At 55.6% G+C, this 21804-nt stretch carries 17 protein-coding genes and 1 pseudogene; 8 read left to right on the top strand and 10 right to left on the bottom strand.

Features of this window, described 5'->3' with window-relative positions; all coding sequences use genetic code 11:
- Positions 1-443: 443 nt before the first annotated feature.
- Together V1283_RS35985 and V1283_RS35990 are read left to right on the top strand one after the other, a co-directional pair.
- Positions 444-1043 (top strand): CarD family transcriptional regulator, encoded by a 600-nt coding sequence (locus tag V1283_RS35985; protein WP_334391341.1) that lies wholly within the window; start codon positions 444-446, stop codon positions 1041-1043.
- A 196-nt stretch (positions 1044-1239) separates the two neighbouring features.
- Positions 1240-2367, top strand: coding sequence for an MrcB family domain-containing protein (locus tag V1283_RS35990; protein ID WP_334391342.1), 1128 nt, complete (start codon positions 1240-1242; stop codon positions 2365-2367).
- Between the two features lie 29 nt (positions 2368-2396).
- On the opposite strand, the gene V1283_RS35995 is transcribed toward V1283_RS35990, so the two are convergent.
- The 3 genes from V1283_RS35995 to V1283_RS36005 all read right to left on the bottom strand — a co-directional run bounded on the left by V1283_RS35995 (position 2397) and on the right by V1283_RS36005 (position 6668).
- Positions 2397-3230 carry a hypothetical protein gene (locus V1283_RS35995; RefSeq protein ID WP_334391343.1) on the bottom strand — a complete coding sequence of 278 codons (834 nt, stop codon included), beginning with the start codon at positions 3228-3230 and terminating at the stop codon, positions 2397-2399.
- Positions 3230-4939, bottom strand: a complete 1710-nt coding sequence (locus tag V1283_RS36000; protein WP_334391344.1) for an AAA family ATPase — start codon at positions 4937-4939, stop codon at positions 3230-3232. Before V1283_RS36000 ends, V1283_RS35995 begins: the two co-directional genes overlap by 1 nt.
- A gap of 508 nt (positions 4940-5447) precedes the next feature.
- Positions 5448-6668: a pentapeptide repeat-containing protein gene (locus V1283_RS36005; protein WP_334391345.1), complete on the bottom strand. Its 1221-nt coding sequence runs from the start codon at positions 6666-6668 to the stop codon at positions 5448-5450.
- A 530-nt stretch (positions 6669-7198) separates the two neighbouring features.
- On the opposite strand from V1283_RS36005, the gene V1283_RS36010 reads away from it, so the two are divergent.
- On the top strand, positions 7199-7924 hold the full coding sequence (locus V1283_RS36010; protein WP_334391346.1) for an HpcH/HpaI aldolase family protein: 726 nt from the start codon (positions 7199-7201) through the stop codon (positions 7922-7924).
- 137 nt (positions 7925-8061) lie between these two features.
- Here V1283_RS36010 and V1283_RS36015 read toward each other — a convergent pair whose 3' ends face one another.
- From V1283_RS36015 to V1283_RS36025, 3 genes are all read right to left on the bottom strand, one after another.
- On the bottom strand, positions 8062-10644 hold the full coding sequence (locus V1283_RS36015) for a DEAD/DEAH box helicase (protein WP_334391347.1): 2583 nt from the start codon (positions 10642-10644) through the stop codon (positions 8062-8064).
- The gene (locus V1283_RS36020; RefSeq protein ID WP_334391348.1) at positions 10641-11657 is read right to left on the bottom strand and encodes an ATP-binding protein; all 1017 of its coding nucleotides are present in this window, start codon (positions 11655-11657) and stop codon (positions 10641-10643) included. Before V1283_RS36020 ends, V1283_RS36015 begins: the two co-directional genes overlap by 4 nt.
- Positions 11658-12743: 1086 nt before the next feature.
- Complete coding sequence (locus tag V1283_RS36025; protein WP_334391349.1) at positions 12744-13688, bottom strand: hypothetical protein; 945 nt, start codon at positions 13686-13688, stop codon at positions 12744-12746.
- Between the two features lie 96 nt (positions 13689-13784).
- Here V1283_RS36025 and V1283_RS36030 point away from each other — a divergent pair, with 96 nt between their 5' ends.
- Genes V1283_RS36030 through V1283_RS36045 form a run of 4 tightly spaced genes read left to right on the top strand, consistent with a single transcriptional unit; the run spans position 13785 to position 16253 of the window.
- Positions 13785-13985 carry a hypothetical protein gene (locus V1283_RS36030; protein ID WP_334391350.1) on the top strand — a complete coding sequence of 67 codons (201 nt, stop codon included), beginning with the start codon at positions 13785-13787 and terminating at the stop codon, positions 13983-13985.
- On the top strand, positions 13982-14428 hold the full coding sequence (locus V1283_RS36035; protein WP_334391351.1) for a DUF2924 domain-containing protein: 447 nt from the start codon (positions 13982-13984) through the stop codon (positions 14426-14428). Before V1283_RS36030 ends, V1283_RS36035 begins: the two co-directional genes overlap by 4 nt.
- Positions 14425-15819, top strand: coding sequence for a recombinase family protein (locus V1283_RS36040; RefSeq protein ID WP_334391352.1), 1395 nt, complete (start codon positions 14425-14427; stop codon positions 15817-15819). The genes V1283_RS36035 and V1283_RS36040 overlap by 4 nt, the downstream gene beginning before the upstream one ends.
- Positions 15816-16253, top strand: coding sequence for a hypothetical protein (locus tag V1283_RS36045; RefSeq protein WP_334391353.1), 438 nt, complete (start codon positions 15816-15818; stop codon positions 16251-16253). The genes V1283_RS36040 and V1283_RS36045 overlap by 4 nt, the downstream gene beginning before the upstream one ends.
- Before the next feature lie 104 nt (positions 16254-16357).
- Here the strand turns inward: V1283_RS36045 and V1283_RS36050 are convergent.
- Both V1283_RS36050 and V1283_RS36055 read right to left on the bottom strand, forming a co-directional pair.
- Positions 16358-17770, bottom strand: a pseudogene (locus V1283_RS36050) (ISNCY family transposase).
- Between the two features lie 466 nt (positions 17771-18236).
- Positions 18237-18581, bottom strand: coding sequence for a hypothetical protein (locus tag V1283_RS36055; protein ID WP_334391354.1), 345 nt, complete (start codon positions 18579-18581; stop codon positions 18237-18239).
- A 285-nt stretch (positions 18582-18866) separates the two neighbouring features.
- On the opposite strand from V1283_RS36055, the gene V1283_RS36060 reads away from it, so the two are divergent.
- Positions 18867-19481 (top strand): hypothetical protein, encoded by a 615-nt coding sequence (locus V1283_RS36060; protein ID WP_334391356.1) that lies wholly within the window; start codon positions 18867-18869, stop codon positions 19479-19481.
- 255 nt (positions 19482-19736) lie between these two features.
- On the opposite strand, the gene V1283_RS36065 is transcribed toward V1283_RS36060, so the two are convergent.
- The gene (locus tag V1283_RS36065; protein WP_334391357.1) at positions 19737-20789 is read right to left on the bottom strand and encodes a hypothetical protein; all 1053 of its coding nucleotides are present in this window, start codon (positions 20787-20789) and stop codon (positions 19737-19739) included.
- 88 nt (positions 20790-20877) lie between these two features.
- Complete coding sequence (locus tag V1283_RS36070; protein WP_334391358.1) at positions 20878-21801, bottom strand: phage exclusion protein Lit family protein; 924 nt, start codon at positions 21799-21801, stop codon at positions 20878-20880.
- Positions 21802-21804: the final 3 nt, after the last annotated feature.

A 21804-nucleotide genomic window follows, 5' to 3' on the forward strand; every position in this document is an offset into this window, starting at 1 on the left:
CCGCTGATTAAGATTGCTGGTTAAGTTTAATGGCGGTGAATTCACAGGGAAGAGCACACGTCGAACAGTCGCTGCTTGAGGTGTGCTTTTTGACGCGGTTCGGACATTCGGGAAGAAGTCAGAAAGTTCAGCCGCAACTGGGATCGCGCCGCGGAGAATCCCGTAATTCTCCGTGCTGGTCGTGATCTCGAAGAACTTCCACGGCGCACCCGAGAGCCCGCCGAAGCCTCTTCTCCGTACGGAACAAGTTGCTGAGAAGCCACACGACTCGATGGGAATCCGATGCGTGCGATCATTATGTGGCGATGCTGGCTTCTCGCGCTTAATGATGTTGTAAGCAGCGAAGACGGCGCCAAGCGCGCCGCAGGGACTAGAACCCTCAAGTAATTTGCCGCGTGATTGGCGATCAGTCGGTACAACACCCGAAGGAGTCGAACCGCGACATGAGCTTGGACGATCAGAAAGCGAAATCCGGTCGTTACCTAGAGGCGCCGGATGCCGCCTCGGCGCCTCCAGGTGCGCGCGAAAACGGGAAGATTCGCTTTGAATTCAAGGCGACGGACTTCATCGTCTATCCGGCGCACGGCGTTGGACAGATTCTGTCGATTGAAGAGCAGACCGTTGCAGGAGCGAGCCTGGAGTTCTTCGTGATCTTTTTCACAAAAAGCAAAATGACCGTCCGCGTTCCCGTCCGGAAAGCCGCGAACGTCGGAATGCGCAAGCCATCAGATCTTTCCTCGGTCCAAGGAGTGAAACAGATTCTGAGCGAAACTCCCCGGAAAGGCCGCGGCAACTGGTCCCGGCTTGCTCAGGAATACGAAGGCAAAATCAAATCCGGAGATATCGTCGCGGTCGCGGAGGTCGCTCGCGATCTTTTCCGACCGGGCGACTCCGGCCAGAGTTTCAGCGAACGGCAGTTGTACGTATCGGCGCTCGATCGCCTCTGCGGAGAAATCGCGCTGGTAGACGGAATCTCCGAGGAACAGGCCCTCAAGGAACTCGAGGGCCTGTTGAAGACCGGCAAGCTCAAGCGTAGCGCCTGACTGCCTAGGTTCAGGCGACGAAGCTGACACCAATGATCCGACGAATGTCCGCCTCCCTTCAACAGCAGACATTCGCAAATCAGTTGTTATGGAAAAAAGTGACTCAATGGCCGAGATGGACCGTCAACCAACGATAATTTTGTCGCGTTCAAGACCACACATGCCATGATAGCATACCGCTGGGTAGGGGAACGGCATGCGCGAACTCGATAAGGTATTTGAGGACTATCTTCCAAACTCGGAGCAAGTAGTCGCCGGCGTGAAGTCCAGGCGAAAGCTGACGTCTGGAAACGAGCTTGCAGTCGATGCCACCATCACCAAGGACCTACCCAAGCTTATCGAGCAGATCATTTTCGACTCTGGGAGAGCCGCCAAGAAGTATCGAATCTATGGGTCGGTCGGCCAGATAAACTGGACGCTCGCCTATATCCCGTGGGTCGCCATCCTACTGCGAGATATCACGACCTCGACCGAGCGTGGCTACTATGTCGTCTTGTTGTTCAGCCAAGACATGCAGAATTGCTTCCTCTCACTGAACCAGGGCTTCACACAATTTCGGGAGGCATTCGGCGACAAGATCGGAAACAAAAAGATTGCGCAGGTTGCGCGTCTAGCTATCCAAACTCTGCATGTTCCCACAGACTTCATTGCGGGACCGCTTGATCTAGCCGCGACCAAACCGCTGGGCAAAGGGTACGAGAGTGGCGCAATCATTAGTCGCCGCTATCGTGCCGGCGACGAAGTTTCTATCGACAAATTTCGAAAGGATCTTGTCCAGCTACTCAACTTGTACGACGAACTGGTGACCAAACTTGGGTCCAATTTGCTGGATCACCTCGACCTTATATCGTCTGATGACTATCAGGAGGCTGCCAACGAAATCGCAACGGAGCTCCCGAGCAAGTCATTGCCAGACGGCGGATTGCCGCCACCTCCGAAGGTTAACGGAAAGCAGGCGGGCAAATACAAGCGCAACCCCGAAATGGCAGCGATCGCAATACAAGCAGCGAGCCATCAGTGCGAAGTTGAGCCAACCCACCTGACCTTTACGTCGCGAAAGACCAAGAAGCCATTCGTTGAAGCGCATCACTTGGTTCCGATGCAATGCCAGGACCAGTTTGAGGTTAGCTTAGACGTTCCGGAAAACATTGTGGCCCTGTGTCCGGGATGTCATCGGAAGTTTCACCATGCGAGATTCGGCGAACTCAAGCTGCCGCTGGGAACGTTGCTGTCAGCTAGGATCAAAGCATTGAAATCCAGGCAAATTATCACAGACCACGGTGCGGTGCATAAGATCTATAAAGGCGATGTTGACGAAGATTGAGAGCTTACACATCCAGCAATTTGATTATTCTAAGTGTAAGCCGGCAACTGACCCTCTTTAAGATATTCTACAAAGTCGGGTGTCTCCAGCACGGCAGAATAGAAAATGTACTCCCACGCATTCCTGGTCGGATGCTCGTAGTTGACCCGAAATGTTTCAAGCGTCTCGACCACGTCCTGACCAGACGCTCGCATGCTTTGAACGAGACGAAGTAGGCGCCTGTGCTGCCCTCTAAAAAAGTGACCGTATCTCTGGGTGATTGCGAGCTCGCGAACATGCGACGTGACAAGCCCCGCTTGTTCGGGCGTCAATCCAGGCACCGGCAACAAGTCGAAAGTCGGCGCGTCAAACGGGGGCTGTATGGCGATCGCAATAACCTGCTGAGCGACGAATACATCAAAATACGGGTGCAGGAAGAAGCGCGCGCCGTTGGCATCTCCAGTCTTTTCAAGCTTCTCGGCTTGGCATGCATCGCACATAGGGAACAGATTCATTGGGGTGATGCAAAGATGAGGATACCGCCCCTTCGGCAAATAGTGATCAAGGGTGTTTGGCCTGCCCGGCTCACCACAAGCTGGACAAAGATTCAGGGCATGCTTACGCAGGGCTTGAAGCATAGCCCCTTGACATGAGCCCTCAGCAGGCGCGGCGTATAAATTGAGAAAACTTCCCCTCTTCTGATCGATCGCCGGCCAGGTCTGCACCAGCGCAGGCGAGCCACACGCGTCAATATAGGCTTGTACCCGAGCACGCCACTCAGCAGCTATGCCCGTGAAGAATGCGGCATTTACACCATTCTGACGTTCAGCAATCACATTGTCGACTAGTTGTAGGCTACATGCAACCGGAACAGGCAAGGGCATTACCACTGTCCGCGCTCCATAGCCCTGATCTGCACGATAAGCTCTTCATTAAGTCCCTCACCGAGAGCTTCGATCAATCGATCCGCAGAACCAAAATTCTGCAGCTGCACTCGAATCCAACCCTCAAATGGTTTTGAGACAGCCTTGTCTCCGAAAACGTAGGAGGAAATCCGTTGAAAATCCCCACCAAAAGTTTGAAACGGAGGATGGTTCAGCACTAGATCATCCTCCGTCTTTTCAAAAACATGAACGCAGTCGGCAGGCACCTCTCGCACCGTTACGATCGAGTGAGTTGCAAGCAACGCCGTGGAGTTGAATCGAGCCAATATCGATTTCAACATATCGACGAATTGTACTTCGAGAGTTGGGTGGAGAAAAAGCTCCGGCTCATCCACGAGAATCAGACTGTTCCTCCGAATCGCACCAAGAATATTGATAACGATATAGGCGAAGAGCCTCTGTCCAGAACTAAGTTCAATAGGCTTACCGTCACGGAAGAAGGTAACACCAGATTCCGGGATGAGTGCTTCGTTCAACCAGTCATCACGTAGCGCATGGATCCTGTCAGAAGCTACAGGAATATATCGGCGACGATCGTCATCTGTGTCTTCACGGAACTCCAACGGCTCAATAAACCCCGGATCGCTGTAAAAGGTCCGAGCACGGTGTTTGAAGTCAACCTCTACCGTTGCGAAGTCGAACTCGATTGCAGTCCTAAGGACTCGCTCGACCGTTTCGACCTTCAGCGCCCAATCGCGGATCGAGGAATACTTCTTGTCATCTCGAAGACAGCCTACGAGCGATTGAGCGGCATTACGTTTGGGAAACTCGTGTGACAGATGGATACGACCAAGTTTATTTGTTTCTGTTGGATTGGCTCGCCCGCGAAAGCCGAAGTAGCGATAAGCGTCGCGGTCCTGCATGCGCTTTCCGGCCAAGTCGACTGGGAAGCGCTCAAACGGACTATATGAAACGACTACCAGCTGACTGAGGTTTGGTTTCGCTACGAATCCCGGTCCCTCTCCTGTTGATGGAGAAATCCAATCCTCCACCATTTGATGTAACACTCGGGACTTACCGTAGCCGTTTGGACCAATGAGCACGTTGATTTCGTGTGGAAGCATGTTCTCCGCTTGAAATTTGAGATCCAGCGCGGAGATGTTGCCAAAAATGTTCTCAAAGCGAAAACCGAGATCGAGAACCGAAATATTCTGTCGTTCAAAAATCCGCCATGCGTCAAGATAAGCTTTAACGCTCCCACGCTCGCGCTGAAGCGAATTTTTAAATCCATTTGTCTCAACAAGTCTCTTGGCAGTCTCGTCATCCGCAATGCGAACCATATAGCTCGCGTCGCGCAAAGTCCTGGCAACCTCAATCGCAACTTCCGTACCGATTGCGCCATCGAGCCGTTCGTAGAAGGCGATCTCGGCGGGAGTCGAGATGTAATTTCTGTCAGGAATCGGGAAGGTCCCGTCCCACCCCTCTGCAAGAAGAGAATCGAGAGCTGTGCTAGTTGTGAAGACCTCCTCCACTAGCAGCCGGACGAGACCGAGATCGAGAACTTCATCGCCGATACGACAGGTAGTTGGAAAAGTTGTCTTATAACCGTAGTCATCCCAATTGTTGGAGAGAAGTTCAATAACGTCGCCTTCCAAGGAGGGAGGCGGATTTGTGCGCCTGCTCGGGCGCCCCAAATAGACAACTTTCACACGCTGCTCCCCAAGCGGCCCGTCCTTTGCTGGATGCTGCTAGTTACACGTGACGCGCAATGTGCCGCTCACGGTGTGACAGCGTGACTATGGCGGCGAAGGTTGACATCGGCAACAGCGCAATTGTCAGTTGCAGACCTTATCAAGCCTTTTTCTAGAACGTGTCTGCGAGAGGTTTCGGAGGCAATTTCAACTTTTGTGGCAGAACCGCCTTTGGACCCATGCCGTTCGGCCGCAAAGTTTGCCCGCGCCAGCGGGCTCCTTGCACTGGTAGCCTAACCTTGCCGGTCGACCTGGCGGCCAGCCGTGCCCTCTATGGCAAATCATTTTTGGTGGCCGCCTTGACCACATTCTTGCCTGCGACCGAATTTGGCTCGAGTGGGCACTCTGGCGCTCGCGAATCGGGAACCGGAGCCGTGATTCCCGATGCCGCGGCATTCGCACATGAGATGTTACGGAATAAGTCGGCCAGTGGCCGGCCGAGAATTGCATGCCTGGCCCAGCCCATCTAACCTCGAAGCTCCAGAACCTTTAGCTCAGCGGGACGGATCACCTTGTCGCCGAGGTCAGCGAGCAGTTGCTCCTGATCTGCGTAGCCATGGACCGGCAGAAATGAAGGCCTGTGCCGGTAGAAGTCGAACATGCCCGGCTCCTCCTGCGCCGCGAGGATTATCGTTTGAACGGGCACAGAGGGAAGATCCGGCACAATCCCACGCAGCTCTTGCAGAACAGATTTAGCATCGGAGACATCAGCGATGATGAACCTCGCCATTCGAGCGAGCAGCGTGACTGTCTCGTCCGTGTCGCGGCTCCGGGGCTTCTCAAAGTCGAACAGGATCGGCAGGTAATCGCGCTTCCGCAGTTCTTCACGCAGGGCGTTCAGGACAGCCTTTCGCTCATCGGTGAATCGACCGAGGATCAACACCGCTTTGCTGGTGATCGTGTCGATTACATTACGAACCTTCTCGTTATGAAGCATGAGGTAGATGAACTGCGCGACCTCGATGTTGTCGGCAGTGATCTCGGGGTCGCCCAAAGGTGTGATCACCTGGTTCCGCTGCTTTGCCCCTTCCAGCTTCAAGCCCCATGCGGACACTCCATGGATATGACAGCCAGTGAGATCAGCACCTGTGAAGTCGGTATCCACCAGGGTGGCACGATATAAATCGGCCTCATTGAGCGTCGCCCTACTGAAGTTCGTACGGAGGAGGTTCGCTGAGGAAAGGTCTGCCCGGCAAAGGTCCGCTTCGTCGAGGTCCGCGTCCTGCAGGTTCGCCCAGATGAGATTCGCCCCGCTGAGGTCGGCCCCGCTGAGGATCGCCCCGTGAAGCTTCGCATGGCCCAGTCTCGCGCCGCTGAGGTTCGCGCTCCTAAGGTTCGTCCGTGATGGCGGGGCAGCCCCTACAAACATCAGGCTAAGGTCCGCCTCACGGAGGTTTGCGCCACGGAGGTCCGTTCCGCTCACATCTGCGCCGTTCAACTCGGCCCCATGGAGGTCCGCCCAGCCGAGGTCCGCGCCTCGAAGGTCAGCTCCGCAGAGGTTCGCGCTGCTGAGGTTCACCTGACAGCCCGCAGTATTTAACAACGGATTGACGTCCCACCCTCGGAGGTTCACTGCCCTCAGGTCAGCCTTGCTCAGGTCTGGACGATCAATGCGCTTTTCGTGACGCCATTCATTCCAGGCGGCCACGCCCTGCTGAAGCATTGCGACATGCTCGTCGTTGGCCATGGACGATACCCTCGCTGCCCGATGGAGCTGAGATGTTTTGTGCGTCAAACGATATTCTCAGACGGACTTGCTGTCGCCAAGTAGAGGCAAGCCGAAAAGCACTAGAAAGGTCAGCTCTGGGTCGATATTGTTGCAAAAGTCTTTTGGGGGGATGAACGAAATTTCGTAGAGCCGCTGAAGCGTCTTACGAGCGGCGACGTGAGGGACCATGTCGTTTCATCCATAGGGGGCGTTGAAAAGCGACACAGCGGCGGAGAAGTCCAAAGATCGACTTTCGCGAGATTTTTCGGGTCGCTCGATTTTCGACTTTTGCAACAGAATCGCCTTGGTAGCAGTCACTAGGCATCGATCCGCAGACCACGTAAGGCGGGATTGAACAAAGCCAGGGGCAACCGTAAGCTACGTCGAATGCTAATGATCGTCACCGTCTCCGCCATATTCGGGTGACCATGGAGCACTTTGGGGAAAATGCGTTGCGTCCAAACCCGTTGAAACCTCGCCTTGCAGCCGGCGGCTGTGCGTTCGGAACAATGACGTTCGAATTCTTCACGCCCGGCTACCCCGCGATCTGCCGCGAAGCAGGCGCTGAATTTATCCTCTACGATATGGAGCACTCAGGCGTCGGCTTCGAGACAATGAAGGCACAATTCGCATTCTGCCGTGGGCTTGATCTGGTGCCTCTCGTACGCGTCCCTTCAGGCGACTACCATCACATAGCGCGTGCACTCGACATTGGTGCGATGGGCATCATGGTGCCGATGGTCGAAACACCCGAGCAGGCAAGGGCGATCGTTGACTGCACCAGATATCCACCGGCGGGGCGACGTGGCGCCGCCTTCGCTGTAGCGGCGCACGATGACTATTCGGACGGGCCCGAGACCGAAAAGATCGCCCAAGCGAACGCGCGCACGATGGTGATCGCGCTGGTAGAGACCGCAAGAGGCATCGATAATGTCGATGCGATCGCGGCGGTCGGCGGCGTCGACGTGATCTGGCTTGGTCACTACGATCTGACGAACTTCCTCGGCATCCCCGGAGAGTTCGACAATCCAAAATTCCATGCAGCCGTCGACAGCTTGATCGTGGCGTGCAAGAAGCACGGCAAAACACCAGGTTTTCTTGCCGGCAACGAGCAGTGGGCGCGCGATTTTCGTACCAGGGGCTTTCGCATGATTGCGTACGGTGTTGACACACTGTTGATGCAAGGCGCGCTCGCGCATGGCATCAAGCTGTTGCAGGGGACCGTGACGAATTAGGTTGGAATAGCTAGGCGTAAGAACGCCGGTGGATTCGGAAAATAGATGTTATGGAAGAAGCAGGCCAAAGGCCGACTCGGTGCTGCGATAGACGCTGATGCAAATCGACGGACATCACGCCGAACAACTTGCCATACCTAAAAAGCGCCGTCCGTCATATCAGCGTCTCTTATTTGACCCGTTTCCGGATTCCAAAATGCATAATGCCAATCCTGCCCGATAGCTTGTATTTGATCGTGAGGGATCCAAGCAGCTCCCCTGTTGCCGCTGTCGTATCGGTACATAAGCATGGTCGATTCGCCCATCGGCATAAGCTTCGGCTCTATCAAAACGCGGTCGACCAAAACACCTTGATGCAACAGTGCTACTTCGCTTCCAGGCGCGTAAATGAGATATTCTCCCTCTCCAGCCGCTGGCGCGCCGGTGATCGCAGCCACGCCCGGCGAAAGCGTCTGGAACCAATCTCGTACTTTTGAGACAGTATCTGCATCGATAAAGGCATTGGAGCCTGCGAGCTGAGCACCTCTCTCCAGCATGGCAACATAGTCCGGAAATTCGGCAAAAAGCGGCTCGGTTAATCGAAGGCCGCCATAAATGCTGTCGTAAATTACGATCGTGTCCGTTGCTCGCTTTGGCGCACCCTCAACATAGAAGGCAATATTGGTGTGAGCACAATCAATGTCATTTGGAGAGATGCTCTTTTCTCTAAGTAGCAGTTGCTTCAAGCCTTCGGCGATACTTGACCTGACGTTAGCTTGGGGCCCAGTTCCCGCGAACCACGGCTCCGTAACTCGGATTAAGACACCTGTTGACCGAAATTCGCGCTGCTTTCGGGTCATCCTCGGATCCTGGCCTCGCAAATCGCGGTATAGAAAGCTTTTTCCACCGATCGAAAAGCCTTCAACAGATTCGTTGACCTGGACATTAATCTCGGCGATTGCGCCTAACGTTCCCGTGAGCAGCCGACCGGCCACGATCTCCTCGGCATTCAGGCTCACATTGACTGTTTTCTTCAAGATTGGCCGGGTCGGCGCCATACTGCGTGCTGACTCAATCCTGATAGTCCGGTCGAACGATGACGAGCGCCATTCCACGACCTTTGTCGGACGACGAAGGTGTAGGTAAAGAGCACCGGGATAGGTTTCTCTTATCGCTTGATTCAAAGCGATGTCACCGATCGATTCGCTGAAATCCTTACTACCCTCCCTAATCTTGTAGCTCGCCTCTCCCACTTGCCGCAGCGGATAATTATAGTGCGGAGAGTCAGCTCCGAGCTGAGCGACATAGTCGTACTCTCGCGGCCGGCGCGCTCCCGGCCGAGCTGCCTCGTATACTTTCTCGAAACTTTCTGGCCAAGATACGCCGGGTGGCAATCCTTTGGTGTCATTCCCTAGTGATTCCGACTCGTCGACTAGGCAACGAGCATGCGCGAACTGAATAAATCGATTATTGAGATAGAGATGCGACGGCTCGACAGATCCGTCATAGTACTCTTGGAACGTCGTACCATAACGCGCAAAGGCAAGACGCGGCGCTATAACCGCGAAGCAACCATGAGCCGTACGCCCCACGCGCCCAAGCCGCTGACGAAACGACTTCTTCGACTGCGGAACTCCCAGATTCAGCCCAAGCCTGAAATGGGCGATATCAATCCCCAACTCGAGTGCGGATGTTGAGATCACCCCTCGCAACGCCCCTGTTCTCAGCGCTTTCTCGATCTTGGTCCTATCTTCAAGTTCGTAGCCGCTGCGATAAGGCAGGACATCATCTTGGTCGATCGATCTGGCAACTCGCTCGACCCCCTGTCGAGAATTGTGGAACGCAATAAAAGAGCCCTGCGATCCGGCACCGTCGATCACCCTCGAGATAATATCCGACAGGAAAGCCTCGGCCGGCGCAGCCGTATCAGGTCCATCAATGTGATATAGGGTTCGCCCGAATGTTGGCGCTCCATCGTCGTCTTCGCCAATACCAACGAAGGGCCATCCAGTCAGCTTGTGGAGGTGTTCGCATGGATCCGCAATTGTAGCTGTCGCTGCAATAATCTGCAGGTGATTGTTTACGCCCGTTTCCTTTGAAGCACGTCTTCGCGCGGCGAGGAACCGCCGGAGGAGATAAGCGACATTGCTACCGAAGACTGATTCATAGACGTGAGCCTCGTCCAGCACGACAAATTTTGTCGAACATAACAGGCTTCTAATGGAAGGATTCGATACCTGTCGCATAAGCCACGCTTGAAGGACATCGGGTGTTGCGACAAGCAACCGCGCTGACTTTACCGCTTCCATCCGATCGTCAGGCAGGACCTGACCATGCAGTTCCGCTACTGACTCTTCTGGTATTCCAATTTCAGTCGCCAGCTTCTTCCATCTAGCAAGCTGATCGGAAAGGAGTGCCTTCAAGGGATAAAGCACGATCGCTTTACCATCACCCTCTGTCAGCTCTTTTGCAATCGCGGCCTGGAATATCAGCGATTTTCCTGAGGCTGTCCCCGTTGACACCACGACATTTAAGCCTTCATCGATCGATTTAAGAGCGAGGCTTTGGTGACGCCACAGGGATCCACCCTTTCCGACGTGCTTTTCAAGCCATTGTCCGATTAGGCCTTCGGAAAACTCCGCGGGAATCGGGAGGAGTCTTTCGGGACGCGGCGCAATATCCACGCTCTCCACAACGCTCACCAGTCCGGAGGCGATCACTTCCTCAAATCGAGTTTTCATGAAAGGGGATCCGCTTTTGCTGCCGGCTTTAAGACCTGCGAAGCAAGCGAGGGACCAAACTTGTTGGCGCCTCCGACGAGCTTAGCAAGCCGCGCGCCCTCGTCTCGGAATTCCGAGAGCCGCTTTGGAAGGCTTGCGACTGCGCCCGCATCGATTCTCAAGACCACTGTAGTTCCGCGGGCATTGCATTGCACTGTGACCGTTTCGCCATCAGCAATCCTCATTCCGGCCGTCCCGCTAAGCAGCGTAAACTCGCCCCCGAGGGAGCAAAGTCTTTGGGTCATAAACAGACCGTATCCACTATTAGCCCAGACGTCGGCCGTTTTACGATTGCGCCAAGCTTTAGAGGAGATACCAGGAAGCAGCGACAGCTTGAGTGCATCCGAATCAACTTCGATTTGGAGCTTCGGATTTTCTCGCAACGACTCCAATATTCCGCAGCCAATATCTGAAACCGCCAGCTCTGCACAATTCCTAGCGGGCCAATATTGAGCCGCTATCGTGTATGTTTCAGCACCACTATGCTCGACAACATTCCGAACAATCTCACGGATTGAATAGGTCAAGGTCTCGACCACTTCCCCATCGTTCGTTTGTGTCAGGACACGAGCGAGCTGTTGTGCAGCTTCCTCAATCAGCTCCCCAAGCTGCACGTACCTTTCGGCGGCATCTTTGCGCAACTCGAGGACATTTACCTCAGTAATCGGCACATACGTATTGCTTCCTAAGGCCTCTGCTGGAGCTTGGCCGTAATCCACCCCAAAGTATTGGAAAAAGCCGACATGTGCAGGATACCCTAAATGTCGGTAATTAATCGCCTGCCGCTTCGCATTTGGGCGGGCTGCCCTGAAGTTTCGCAGAGCGTCTCCGACCACCAGCATCCATCCCGGCGTCACGAATGTGACTTTCGCGAAATCGAATCTGTAGGCGCTCGCTTCCTCAAGCGAACCGAGCACAGCGCCGAACTCAAGAGCCTTTAGAGGATCATCCCACCCCGGCACGCCAACTAGCACCCAAGCCCTCCTGCTTTCCGAAAGCGGAACAGAATGGCCACCGCTCGTCAATCATAAAAGGGTTAAAGTATTGCGCCGCAACCAAGAGGAGTGGACCTTCGGATGCCCGCGGACAGCCAGCCGAGCCGACAGTCCGCAGACTTGTTATGCAGGCGATAACGGCGTTCAATCGGTTTTCGAACAGGGTTTGATCCCCCTGCGCCGTCTCGGCACGGCGCTGACTACGTGGCCGCGGCTGCCCACCCCTTATCTAATCTCGCGACCATTTTCGCGCGCAACCACTAGCCGGCTCTGCCGCAAACAGAAAATAAATGCTCCAAATTGCCGGCTATCGCCGCAGCGATGTCGAGCCAGCTAACTTTTCATTGAGCTAAGTGTCTGAACCAATGGCCACTTTTCCTCAGCTCCAGCAGCGTTCGTATTTCATTCGAATGGCGCTCGCTGAAAATGCGAGGCGGCAGAAAAAAAATCCCGGAATGAGAGTAGGGCCGGTCCTCAGGCTAGGCAGCTCGGAGGATTTGACCCACCCCCACCCCCTAGCATCAAGCGCTCCGCGCCTGGCCAAAAGCTCTCTCTGTCAGTCGCCTGACCTGTGGCTTTTTGTATTTAATTCCAACTTTTTGCGTATGAATGATGGGGACCGGTCTAGACGTCAAAGGTCCTAGTGTTTTTGGCACCCCCACCCCTATCGATGAGTCTCTAACAACAACACTTCGTCTCGTCTTCCCTCGCTTACAACCATTATGATCTGATTCCTTCTTTGCTTGGTGGTGAAGGTCGGAGCGGAGGGCATAGGCGAGAAATCCCGAGGCTTGCGCGTCGAGACACTTCCCTACGCCCTCTGCGATCATGCTCGGCGGAGCCAGGCCGTCGCTGTCGGACCCCGCGCATACGATGGCGCCACGCAGGTCGCGTCTACTTGCGGCGATGTCCATCTCGCCGGCAGCCACCCTCACGCTTTAGGCCGGGCTCGCTTTGGCTGCATCCCACGGTGGGCAGATCATTGCGCGCCGCCGCCGTTAACCGACCAGCACGCACGAATGCTCGATAAGCACCCTGCTGCCCTACAGATCCGCTCAGCGATGGTCAGGCTTCCGACCTTCGCGAAGTCGGGGCGGTATTTTGCTTAACTTTGGGTAATGATAATGTAGCCAGGAGCGCATCAACAACCTCATGTTTTGCACTCTCAATTTTCGTCTTCAGCTCGAGCATCCGCGCGCTTGAGTGCGATATTGCGCCTTGGGCCTCTAAATCTTCCAACTCAGCCTCTAGCGCCCCAAGTTTGCCAAGCAGTTGATCATGCCGACGCAACGGTTTAGCCAGCCTCTTGATCCAGTTCAGGAGAGTTGAATTCTCTTCGATGTCGCCGGTCGCATACTCGTGGACTGCATTGACGAACCTGACGAATGCCCCATTCTCGCTCGCGGTTGCCTGCCCAGGCCTGCTGTTTTCAAAAACAATCCAACAGCCGTGAACTAAGTAAGCGGCCGAAGGACCAAGCATCTGCTTCGCGACATTCGTGTTGCCGCCTTTATCGACGACCGCTTCGGCTTCATATCCGGGAAACCGACGGAGGCGCATAGAAACATAGTGCTCCAAGGCCAGCAATGTTTCCACGAAGCGCCCGTCCGATGCAGGCTCCTGCTCGGATTCCGGCCTCGGCAACATGCTTGCTGCAGCGGCTTCGTAGGCATTGACGATGGGACCAATCTGATCAAGCTCGTCCAGAACCCCAAGATATTCGCGGGAATGGTTGTCAAGACCAACGAGCGCTTCGGCCAAACTCCCTGCGGCTTCCGAAACTCGCCTGAGATTTTCAATCACAGTCTTCTTACGCGGGGCGCCTTCAATCAGTCGCTCGCGCGCATTAAACTTGACTGCAGTTTCAACAATGAGATTTTCGACGCATCTTTTGCAAGGGCACAACTGCAGAAGATGCGGGAGATGTGCGGTCCTAAACGGACCGACCTCCATCATTGCGCGCTCCAGCGCGTCGCGATCCCCTTTCGGATCGCTTCCTTGCTTACTCATGTGCGGCTCCCGATAAGAAAGAAGGAAACGAACCCGCATCGTGAGGTTCAGGTACGTTGCGTGACAGCCTCAGAGGGGTTGCCTCACGGTCCACTAATGTTTGCCATCTCTTCCTTCGATTCGCACCAATCCACCGCCGCGCTTGGGGAAATCTCGGCCATTTTGGCCGTCGGCCTCCAGCGTCTTTTGCAACGAAAGTCCAGTCAATTTTCTCCAGAGAAGTCGGAAACTCCGCTCGACTGCCGGGCGGTGTCGAGCGGTCATATCCATCCCAAGGATCAGGGTATTGCTCCGTGAAAGAGACCGTTTTGTCACAGTTGACCGCCCTTAAAGGCGCCTCGGCGGAGGCGCTAAAGTTGCGCTGGCGCGAGCTTTTCGATACTGAGCCGCCAGCTTTTAATCGGCGTTTTCTGGAAGCCCGGTTGTCTTTCCGAATCCAGGAACTGGCCTACGGCGGCCTGAGCCGCGAAACACGCGAGCGGCTGCGGGCGATGGCGAAGCAGTACGCAACCAGGGATGCCGCCGAACGCAAAGCGCGCCCCACCCAGCGCCCGGTCGCCGGCACGCGGCTGATCCGGGAATGGCAGGGGGTCGAGCACTGCGTAACCGTGCGCAAGGACGACTTCGAATATTTGGGTCGCCCCTACAAGTCGCTTTCGTCAGTGGCCCGCGAGATCACCGGCACCAAATGGAACGGCTGGGTGTTTTTCGGGCTTAAGAGCCAGTCGGGACGGGTATGAGTATCGCCCACCAGCGCACCAGCCGCAGGCGAGGTTCGGAGAGCCGTGGCGAGGCTTTTGGCAGTGTTTCCGCCCTTAACGAACCGCCAACCCGCAAACTGCGCTGCGCGGTTTATACCCGCAAGTCGAGCGAGGAAGGCCTCGACATGGATTTCAACTCGCTGGACGCCCAGAGGGAAGCCAGCGAGTCCTACGTCGCCTCCCAGAAGGCCGAGGGCTGGGTACATGTCCCCGACCGCTACGATGACGGCGGCTGCTCCGGCGGCACCCTAGAGCGCCCTGCCCTGCAGCGGCTCCTGGCGGACGTTAAGGCGGGTAAGGTCGACGTCATCGTCGTCTACAAGATCGACCGTCTGTCCCGATCCATGCTCGATTTCATGAACCTGCTTGAGTTGTTCGAGCAATATGGCGTCACCTTTGTATCGGTGACGCAGTCCTTCAACACCAAGGACGCCATGGGACGCATGACGGTGAGCATCCTCATGGTGTTCGCCCAGTTCGAACGCGAGGTTATCGGCGAACGCATTCGGGACAAGGTGGCCGCCTCCCGCAAGAAGGGCAAATGGATGGGCGGCTGGACACCGTTGGGTTATGAGGTCCGAGACCGTAAGCTCATTGTCCACGAAGCCGATGCCGCCCGGGTCAGAACTATATTCAAACGCTTCGTCCAGCTTAAGTCAGCAACCCTATTAGCGCGCGAAATGGTCGCTGCCGGCGAGCGCAACCGGTACGGCCATCTGCTTGACAAGGGGGTGCTGTACAAGCTCCTCAATAACCGAGTCTACATTGGCGACGCAGTGCACAAGGGTACGGCCTATCCCGGCGAGCATGAGCCGATCATCGATCGCCCGCTCTGGGACCAAGTTCATGCCCTCCTGAAAGAAAGTCCGCGAAAGCGAGCGGGCAACACCCGGGCGCAGACCCCGGCAATCCTGAAGGGCCTTCTATTCGGTCCCGATGGCGCTGCCATGTCGCCAACCCACACGCGTAAGGCCGGACGGCTCTACAGGTACTATGTGAGCCAGACCGCGATGAAGCAGGGTAAAACTGACTGCCCAGTTCGCCAAGTCCCGGCGGCAGAGATCGAGCGTGTCGTCCTCGATCAAGTTCGAATGCTGATCCAGACACCGGAGGTCATTATTCAGACCTGGCGCGCTGCACGAAAACAATTTCCTCAGATGCATGAGAGCGAGGTTCGGTCGGCCCTCGTCGAATTCCACGAACTCTGGAATGACCTCTTCCCCGCCGAGCAATCCCGCATTGTTGAGCTTCTTGTTCAAAGGGTTGATCTGCAGCCTGACGCAATCGACATCGCGCTCAAGATTGAGGGAATGACCTCGCTCTGCTCCGAGCTTCGAACTTCCGCCAACGTCCCGCAGGCTGCCGAATGAGTAACGACGTTTCGTTCATCGCCGGTCCGTTTAACAAACCGAAGCTTAGTGCCGATGGGCGCACTTTGGTCGTGCGGATTCCCTTCACTTTGCGCCGCCAGGGCGGTCGCAAGCAGGTCGTCACGCCAGCAAACGCAGCGCCCTGGATACCACCCTCCCCTCGCGTGGACGCCACCTTGATTAAGGCGGTCGTCCGCGGACATCGCTGGCTCGAGATGCTAGAATCCCGGCGTTATGCTACCATTCGCGATCTTGCTAAGGCCGAGAAGATCAACGAGTCATACCTTGGGCGCGTACTCCGACTTACCCTTCTCTCGCCTGACATAATTGAAACGATACTGTCGGGACATCCGGCAAGTGCTCTCGAACTGCCGGTCTTTTTCAAGCCTTTCCCACTCGACTGGGAAAAGCAGAAACAAAACTTCCTGCGCTGACCAGCAACCCCGAAGCTGGCCGGCAACATTAGCGAAAATTTCCAAGCAAGGGCTGGCGTGTTGCAACAAAGTTGAGATGTCCCTAGCCCTGCAAAGTTGAAATGTCACTCGGCTGCCTCGCTGGGAGCGTGAGCCGGCGCCGCGGAGACCACCATATCGGAGCGGCGCCGGCTCACGCGGGGCGATTTCGTCTTCGGTTTGGCGGCTTCAACGATTTTCATGGTCCTGTCCTTTAGAATGCCCGGCTTCTGGCTCGATCGTCGAGGTCCATCCGGAACTCTGTTAAAGCGGGGCTGGCGGTCTTGCTGTTCCTTGATCCAGGCGAGGATCTCGCCCAGGCGCTTGTTCTCGACAATAGCGGCATGACTGACGCGCTGCAGTTTATCGAAGGCCGAGTAAGGCAACGACCTGCCTTTCCAACGAACCTCCAGCCGCCCATCCGGAAAGTCATAGATCTCGACCATTTTGCCGCGAAGGCGAACTGCCAGACCTTCCGGCTTAAGCGTCAGCTTCATACGACTGTAGTTCACCACCAGTTGATGCGACACCTGACGCTGCTCACGCCAACACAGAATCTGATCGAGATCCTGACGGAGATCGACTGGCCGATGAAAGTCCTGATCGCGGGCCGCTGGCTTGGCAAAGCGGCCGTTGTAGTCGGCGACGAAGTTGGGCAAAAACGCGTTTGCCGCCTCGATCGTGTTGATGCCGGCGAGCCGCAGCTCCTTCACCAGGCGATCCTGCAGCGTATGATGCGCGCGCTCGACGCGTCCCTTTGCCTGGCTGGTGTTGGCGCAGAGAATCTCGATGTTTAGTTCCGATAAAGCCCGCCCGAACTGAGTCATTCCATTACCGCTGACTGCGTTCTCGTTCGACACCCGAAAGATGGAATGCTTGTCGGAGTAGAAGGCGACCGGTTTACCGTGGCGACGAAGATAGGCCTTCAGCGCCTCAAAATAGGCAAATGTACTCTCCGATGCGACAAAGCGTAACTCCATCAGGCGGCTGGTCGCATCGTCGACGAACACCAACAACGTGCAGACGGCTGCACGATCCTCGAACCAACGATGCTCCGAGCCGTCGATCTGGACCAGCTCACCTACATGCTCACGGCGATGCCGAGGTTGCTGGATGCGCTTGCGTTCAGCGCGAGACATCCAGATTCCCGCCTGCCGCATCCAGCTGCGCAGCGTCTCTCGTGAAACTCTGAGATCATGACGCTCCGCCAGCTTCTCGGCCGCGAATGTCGGTCCAAAATCTGCGTACCGCTCCCGCACCAGAGCAATCGCATGATCGCGAACAACATCCGGCAAGCGGTTGTTCGAGGGACGACCGCGGCGCTGGTTGGCAACGGCAGAAGCGCCGCCGTCGCGATATCTCCGCAACAGCCGGTACGTTTGCCGCGGCGTCATCTTCATCAGCTCAGCAGCTGCTTGAGCCGTTCATCTGTCGCTGTCCAGCCGTGCCAGAACTTCAAGACGGTTCAGCTCGCGCTTGCTCATCACCACCATGCCCATCGAAATGACCGCCTCCGAACTCCCAAAAAGGAGCAGAAACTGACATCTCTACTTTGCTCAGTGCTGACATTTTAGCTTTGCTGCTACATGGCGGCTTCGTCCATCGAATGTTATGGAACATCGACCTCTCGCGTGACGGCATTCCATCACTTTAGTGCAGGGCTTATGCCCAAACTAAATAGTTGATCTCCCTCCAATCCGGTAGGCGCGCAAAACTCCTAACTTCGTTCAAGTGACTGCGCGTCGTATCACTTCAACGCGTCATGGCGTTCACGCCGCTGGCAACTGCCGCGAGAGACCGTGCGGGAAGCTCTGGCGCGCCCTCCAATAGGGTGGGACCAAAATTCGTCCGTTCGATTTGCCCATACACCCCTCCGGCCCGACATAGAAAATTCCAGACTCAGGACGCGTCATTCAACGAAGTGTTGCGGCTACGAAGCGCGGGCGATTACAAACTTTCAAACGCCTAGTATGGATTGTTTGCCGCTAGTCCAAACTTCTTGATGATTTTGTCCGCTTCCTCGCGAGCGCGGAGCTTGTGGTGTGGTGTCCCATCGAAAGGTTTGCCGTCGATGACGCTGGGATAGCCGGTTTTCGCACTTCGAATTAGGAACGTGAGATCAAGCCCTATTTGGCTATCGCGCTTGAGCGCGTCGGCAACCGCATCGAGGGTAGGAGCATTAGCCCACGCCGGCGGGAATTTGTCGCTAAAGCCGTGCTCCCGTGCGAACTCCGCATAAGTGACAAAGGGGTTCCGGTGCCCTGAAGCAATCGATTTCCTAAGCGCTTCCGCAACCTCGTTGGCGACCATTCCACCCACCTCGGCTCTTTCTGCACTTGCAAGATACGACGGTATCAATCAAGAGTCGATGGCACCTAACCGAAGGGGACGGCTTTGCTCTTACTCTTCCTAGACGACGCCGCCCAAAACAATTGCTCGCGCGAGCGGGTGGGAAGACTTGTTGCAATAGGCGGAGTCGCGATCGAGGGATCCACATGCCGTAAATTAGAGCTAGCCATAGATGACTTGTGCATCAAGATCTACGGCTTCCCGGATGGTGAGCCGTTCAAGTGGTCTCCTAACAGAGACCACTGGATGAGAAACAATTTGACGGGGGATCGGCGGGAACAGTTTTATAATGAGGTTCTGCAGCTCGCTGCGCAGAACGGCGCGATTGGGCTTACAGCCATATCAGATGCGACAAAAGGATTGGCCATTCCGGAAGCGAAGACTGCTGAAATGGATGTTTTGATTATGACTCTTGAGCGCTTCGATCTAGCGCTTGGCCAAGACGTCGGAATGGTAGTAGCCGCTCGCCCGTCGGGCGGTCAGGGTGACGAACACAAGTTCTTGGTTTCATGCGCGGAGGCCATCAACGCTGGCACCAGATATGTTAAATTCGAAAAGTTCGTAACGCACGTTGTCACAATGCCGTTTACGAATTCGCGTCTCCTGCAACTCGCGGATCTGGTTGTGTCGATTTCCACTGCCATGGTCGCAGGACACCAAGAATTCGCTGGAAAGGTTTTTCCAGCTGTCCAAAAAATTCTGAGAACAAGCGGCGGTCGTATAGGCGGCGTCGGACTGAAGATTCACCCCGATTACTCGTATGCAAACCTTTATCATTGGATTCTCGGCGACCCACTGTTCAAGCAAAGCAACTTGCCCATCGCGAGTCGTCCATTTCCGGTCGACGGAGACAGCTACTAGCACCTCTACATTCTCGCCGCCTGACCATTTGACGCCGGATCAGCGCCGCCCTTGGATGCAGCCAAGCTCAGAAATTAAGCTATGCGACCTTATTCAGCCCAGCCAAGATCTGGCGGAAGCTGTTCAACCCCGCTTGGCCAGGTCGTCCGGCTCTGGTAAGTTATCGAGGTCCGTGAGGCTCTTGTCCTGCAGTTAAATCTTCGATCATCGTCCCCAACGCCGACCGGCTCGACGCCTTCGCACCGTAGGCGCCGGTCACCGGCAGAGATGAATGGGCAGGAACGTGACCGTATCCGGGGTTTGTTTGGGTTGGAATTCGACGGAACCAAATCGGATGGTGCCGTCGTCGCCGAGAGCGAGCTGGATACAGAATTTCTTTAGGGCCAATCCGTCGTGTCCAAGCCAGACAAGAACCTTCTCAGCTCCTTCTTTGACGCCTGCAGCTTCCGCACCGAGATCGTCGCGGCTGGTAAAATACTGACCGACCGATCCGGCGACAATATCGGCGACGCTCAGCAGATCGAGATAGTCGGTGCTGCGTTCGGCGAACGGAAGTGCGCCGCCTATTAGACCGAATTGACGGTCGGTGTAGAGGCCGAGAACGTTGTGAAACAGCGCCAACAGGCGATTGTGAGCTTTCAGGTCGGGACAAGTCGCGTCGTGATCCGACATCCAGAAAATCTTCTGCCCCTCATGCCCGAGCAGCGCGATCAAGAACGCCATCGTATGAACGATGCGGAACGCCTTTTCTGCAACATCCGGCTTAAGCCTACCAACTCCGGCTTCTTCCAGCCTTTGGCTCAACGCTGCACCGGTTGACCGATCCTGCGGGCCAAACAGCGATACAATCCGTTTGTCCACGACGACGGTAAAGAGCAGTCCTGGTACGTAGCCGTTGAGAAGGTTCAGATAACCCGGCAGCGCCTTTCTCATAAGACCCATGCCGAAGTCCTTGAACCCGATTTCCTTGTCACCGAGGCCACTCTCCGCGCGATGCTTTTTCATCTCACGCCAAAAAGTGTGCAACGATCCCAAGGAGCAGATCAGGAAGGAATAGGTGAGATATCGGCTGGCGCGATCTTCGCCACCATAGTCGGAAAATATACCGATAGATGAGTTAGCAAGCGCACTGAGGTCGGGCAGCAAGAGCAGTCCAGCGTCTTCGCGCTTTTTAAGTTCCGCTTCGATTGCGACCGCAACGGGCGTGTATTGACCGTCGTGCTCCGGCTTAAGCACGTTAAGGTTCGGCTCGTGCAGAATGATCTGACGGGCTCTGGCGATCAAGGCAGGATCGAAGGAAAACTTCATAACTCCGCCCAAAGTCAATTATCCGGAGTTTACTCGTCGGCGTTATTGGAAACAAGATTCGCGCGGACTGAATAAAAGGCAACGGCGGTCAGAGTCTGGCGATCAGGTACGCTACGAGCTCGTGGGCGCTCATCGCCGGTGCATCAATGGGGATATGCTTCTGTCGAAAGATTCCGACTAGAAGCGATGCTGCAAATACCCAAAAATGGTCATTCGCTGGCAGCGGCGTGTTGTCGAGGATGGCTTGCATGCGATCCGCAATCGAGAAGTAAAATCGATTGCCGCCATGATCCCAAATCGGCGTTATCTCATGCAGAACGAGCGCGGCAAGCGCCAGACCCATGGACCGTTTTCTCAAGACGTCACAATACTCATGCTGGTTGTCCGCAGCGTATGCTGCCAGCTTGCCGGTCATAAATTCTCGCGCCCAGACATCGCACGCTAGTTCTTCCTCCCTGGGATCACGGGACCGAGCCTTATCACGGTCCAACATCACATGCCGAAACTCATGAAAGATGGTGAAGGCGACCGCGAGGCAAGTGAGGTCAAATGCGACTTGATGCTGCGGATCGTTCAGTGCGTAACGGTCGGCGTTCGGTTCCGGCACGTCCGGTGGCCATGGCGCTGATGCGGGGTCTTCCGCATCGATCAAAGCCTGTGCTGCCGCACGCCGCTCTTTGTAAGCTTGCTCAACGTCCGCAAGGCCATCGTCAAGCTTGATTAGCTCAGCAAGGGCTTGCCCGCTCTTTGCGGACCACACGACGACCGGCGTATAGCACTCGATGGCTCTCCAGCCGCTAAACCCGATAAGCCAAAACACGTCCATCGTCTTCGCGTCGAACTGAATTCGGTCTTTATCCGCGTTGAGCGTAATGCGCTTGGCATCGGCGACGAGAACGACTTCGGGATTGTCCGTCTCCCAAAGCGCCTCAGTTTCGGCTTGCCGCTCGGGGACCGCTCCCTGCATCAGGGCGACCAGAGTATCTCGTGGCGTGACAGCACCGTTGGTCATCGC

This window comes from Bradyrhizobium sp. AZCC 2262 (genome assembly GCF_036924535.1).
Classification (GTDB): Bacteria; Pseudomonadota; Alphaproteobacteria; order Rhizobiales; family Xanthobacteraceae; genus Bradyrhizobium.

Excerpts from the sequence above, each read along its gene's own strand:
- V1283_RS36045 (WP_334391353.1), top strand. The coding sequence starts at position 15,816 with ATGAGTAACGACGTTTCGTTCATCGCCGGTCCGTTTAACAAACCGAAG.
- V1283_RS35995 (WP_334391343.1), bottom strand. The coding sequence starts at position 3,230 with ATGCCCTTGCCTGTTCCGGTTGCATGTAGCCTACAACTAGTCGACAAT.
- V1283_RS36010 (WP_334391346.1), top strand. The coding sequence starts at position 7,199 with ATGACGTTCGAATTCTTCACGCCCGGCTACCCCGCGATCTGCCGCGAA.
- V1283_RS36065 (WP_334391357.1), bottom strand. The coding sequence starts at position 20,789 with ATGAAGTTTTCCTTCGATCCTGCCTTGATCGCCAGAGCCCGTCAGATC.
- V1283_RS36005 (WP_334391345.1), bottom strand. The coding sequence starts at position 6,668 with ATGGCCAACGACGAGCATGTCGCAATGCTTCAGCAGGGCGTGGCCGCC.
- V1283_RS36070 (WP_334391358.1), bottom strand. The coding sequence starts at position 21,801 with ATGACCAACGGTGCTGTCACGCCACGAGATACTCTGGTCGCCCTGATG.
- V1283_RS36015 (WP_334391347.1), bottom strand. The coding sequence starts at position 10,644 with ATGAAAACTCGATTTGAGGAAGTGATCGCCTCCGGACTGGTGAGCGTT.
- V1283_RS36055 (WP_334391354.1), bottom strand. The coding sequence starts at position 18,581 with ATGGTCGCCAACGAGGTTGCGGAAGCGCTTAGGAAATCGATTGCTTCA.
- V1283_RS36060 (WP_334391356.1), top strand. The coding sequence starts at position 18,867 with ATGAGAAACAATTTGACGGGGGATCGGCGGGAACAGTTTTATAATGAG.
- V1283_RS35985 (WP_334391341.1), top strand. The coding sequence starts at position 444 with ATGAGCTTGGACGATCAGAAAGCGAAATCCGGTCGTTACCTAGAGGCG.
- V1283_RS35990 (WP_334391342.1), top strand. The coding sequence starts at position 1,240 with ATGCGCGAACTCGATAAGGTATTTGAGGACTATCTTCCAAACTCGGAG.
- V1283_RS36025 (WP_334391349.1), bottom strand. The coding sequence starts at position 13,688 with ATGAGTAAGCAAGGAAGCGATCCGAAAGGGGATCGCGACGCGCTGGAG.
- V1283_RS36040 (WP_334391352.1), top strand. The coding sequence starts at position 14,425 with ATGAGTATCGCCCACCAGCGCACCAGCCGCAGGCGAGGTTCGGAGAGC.
- V1283_RS36030 (WP_334391350.1), top strand. The coding sequence starts at position 13,785 with ATGTTTGCCATCTCTTCCTTCGATTCGCACCAATCCACCGCCGCGCTT.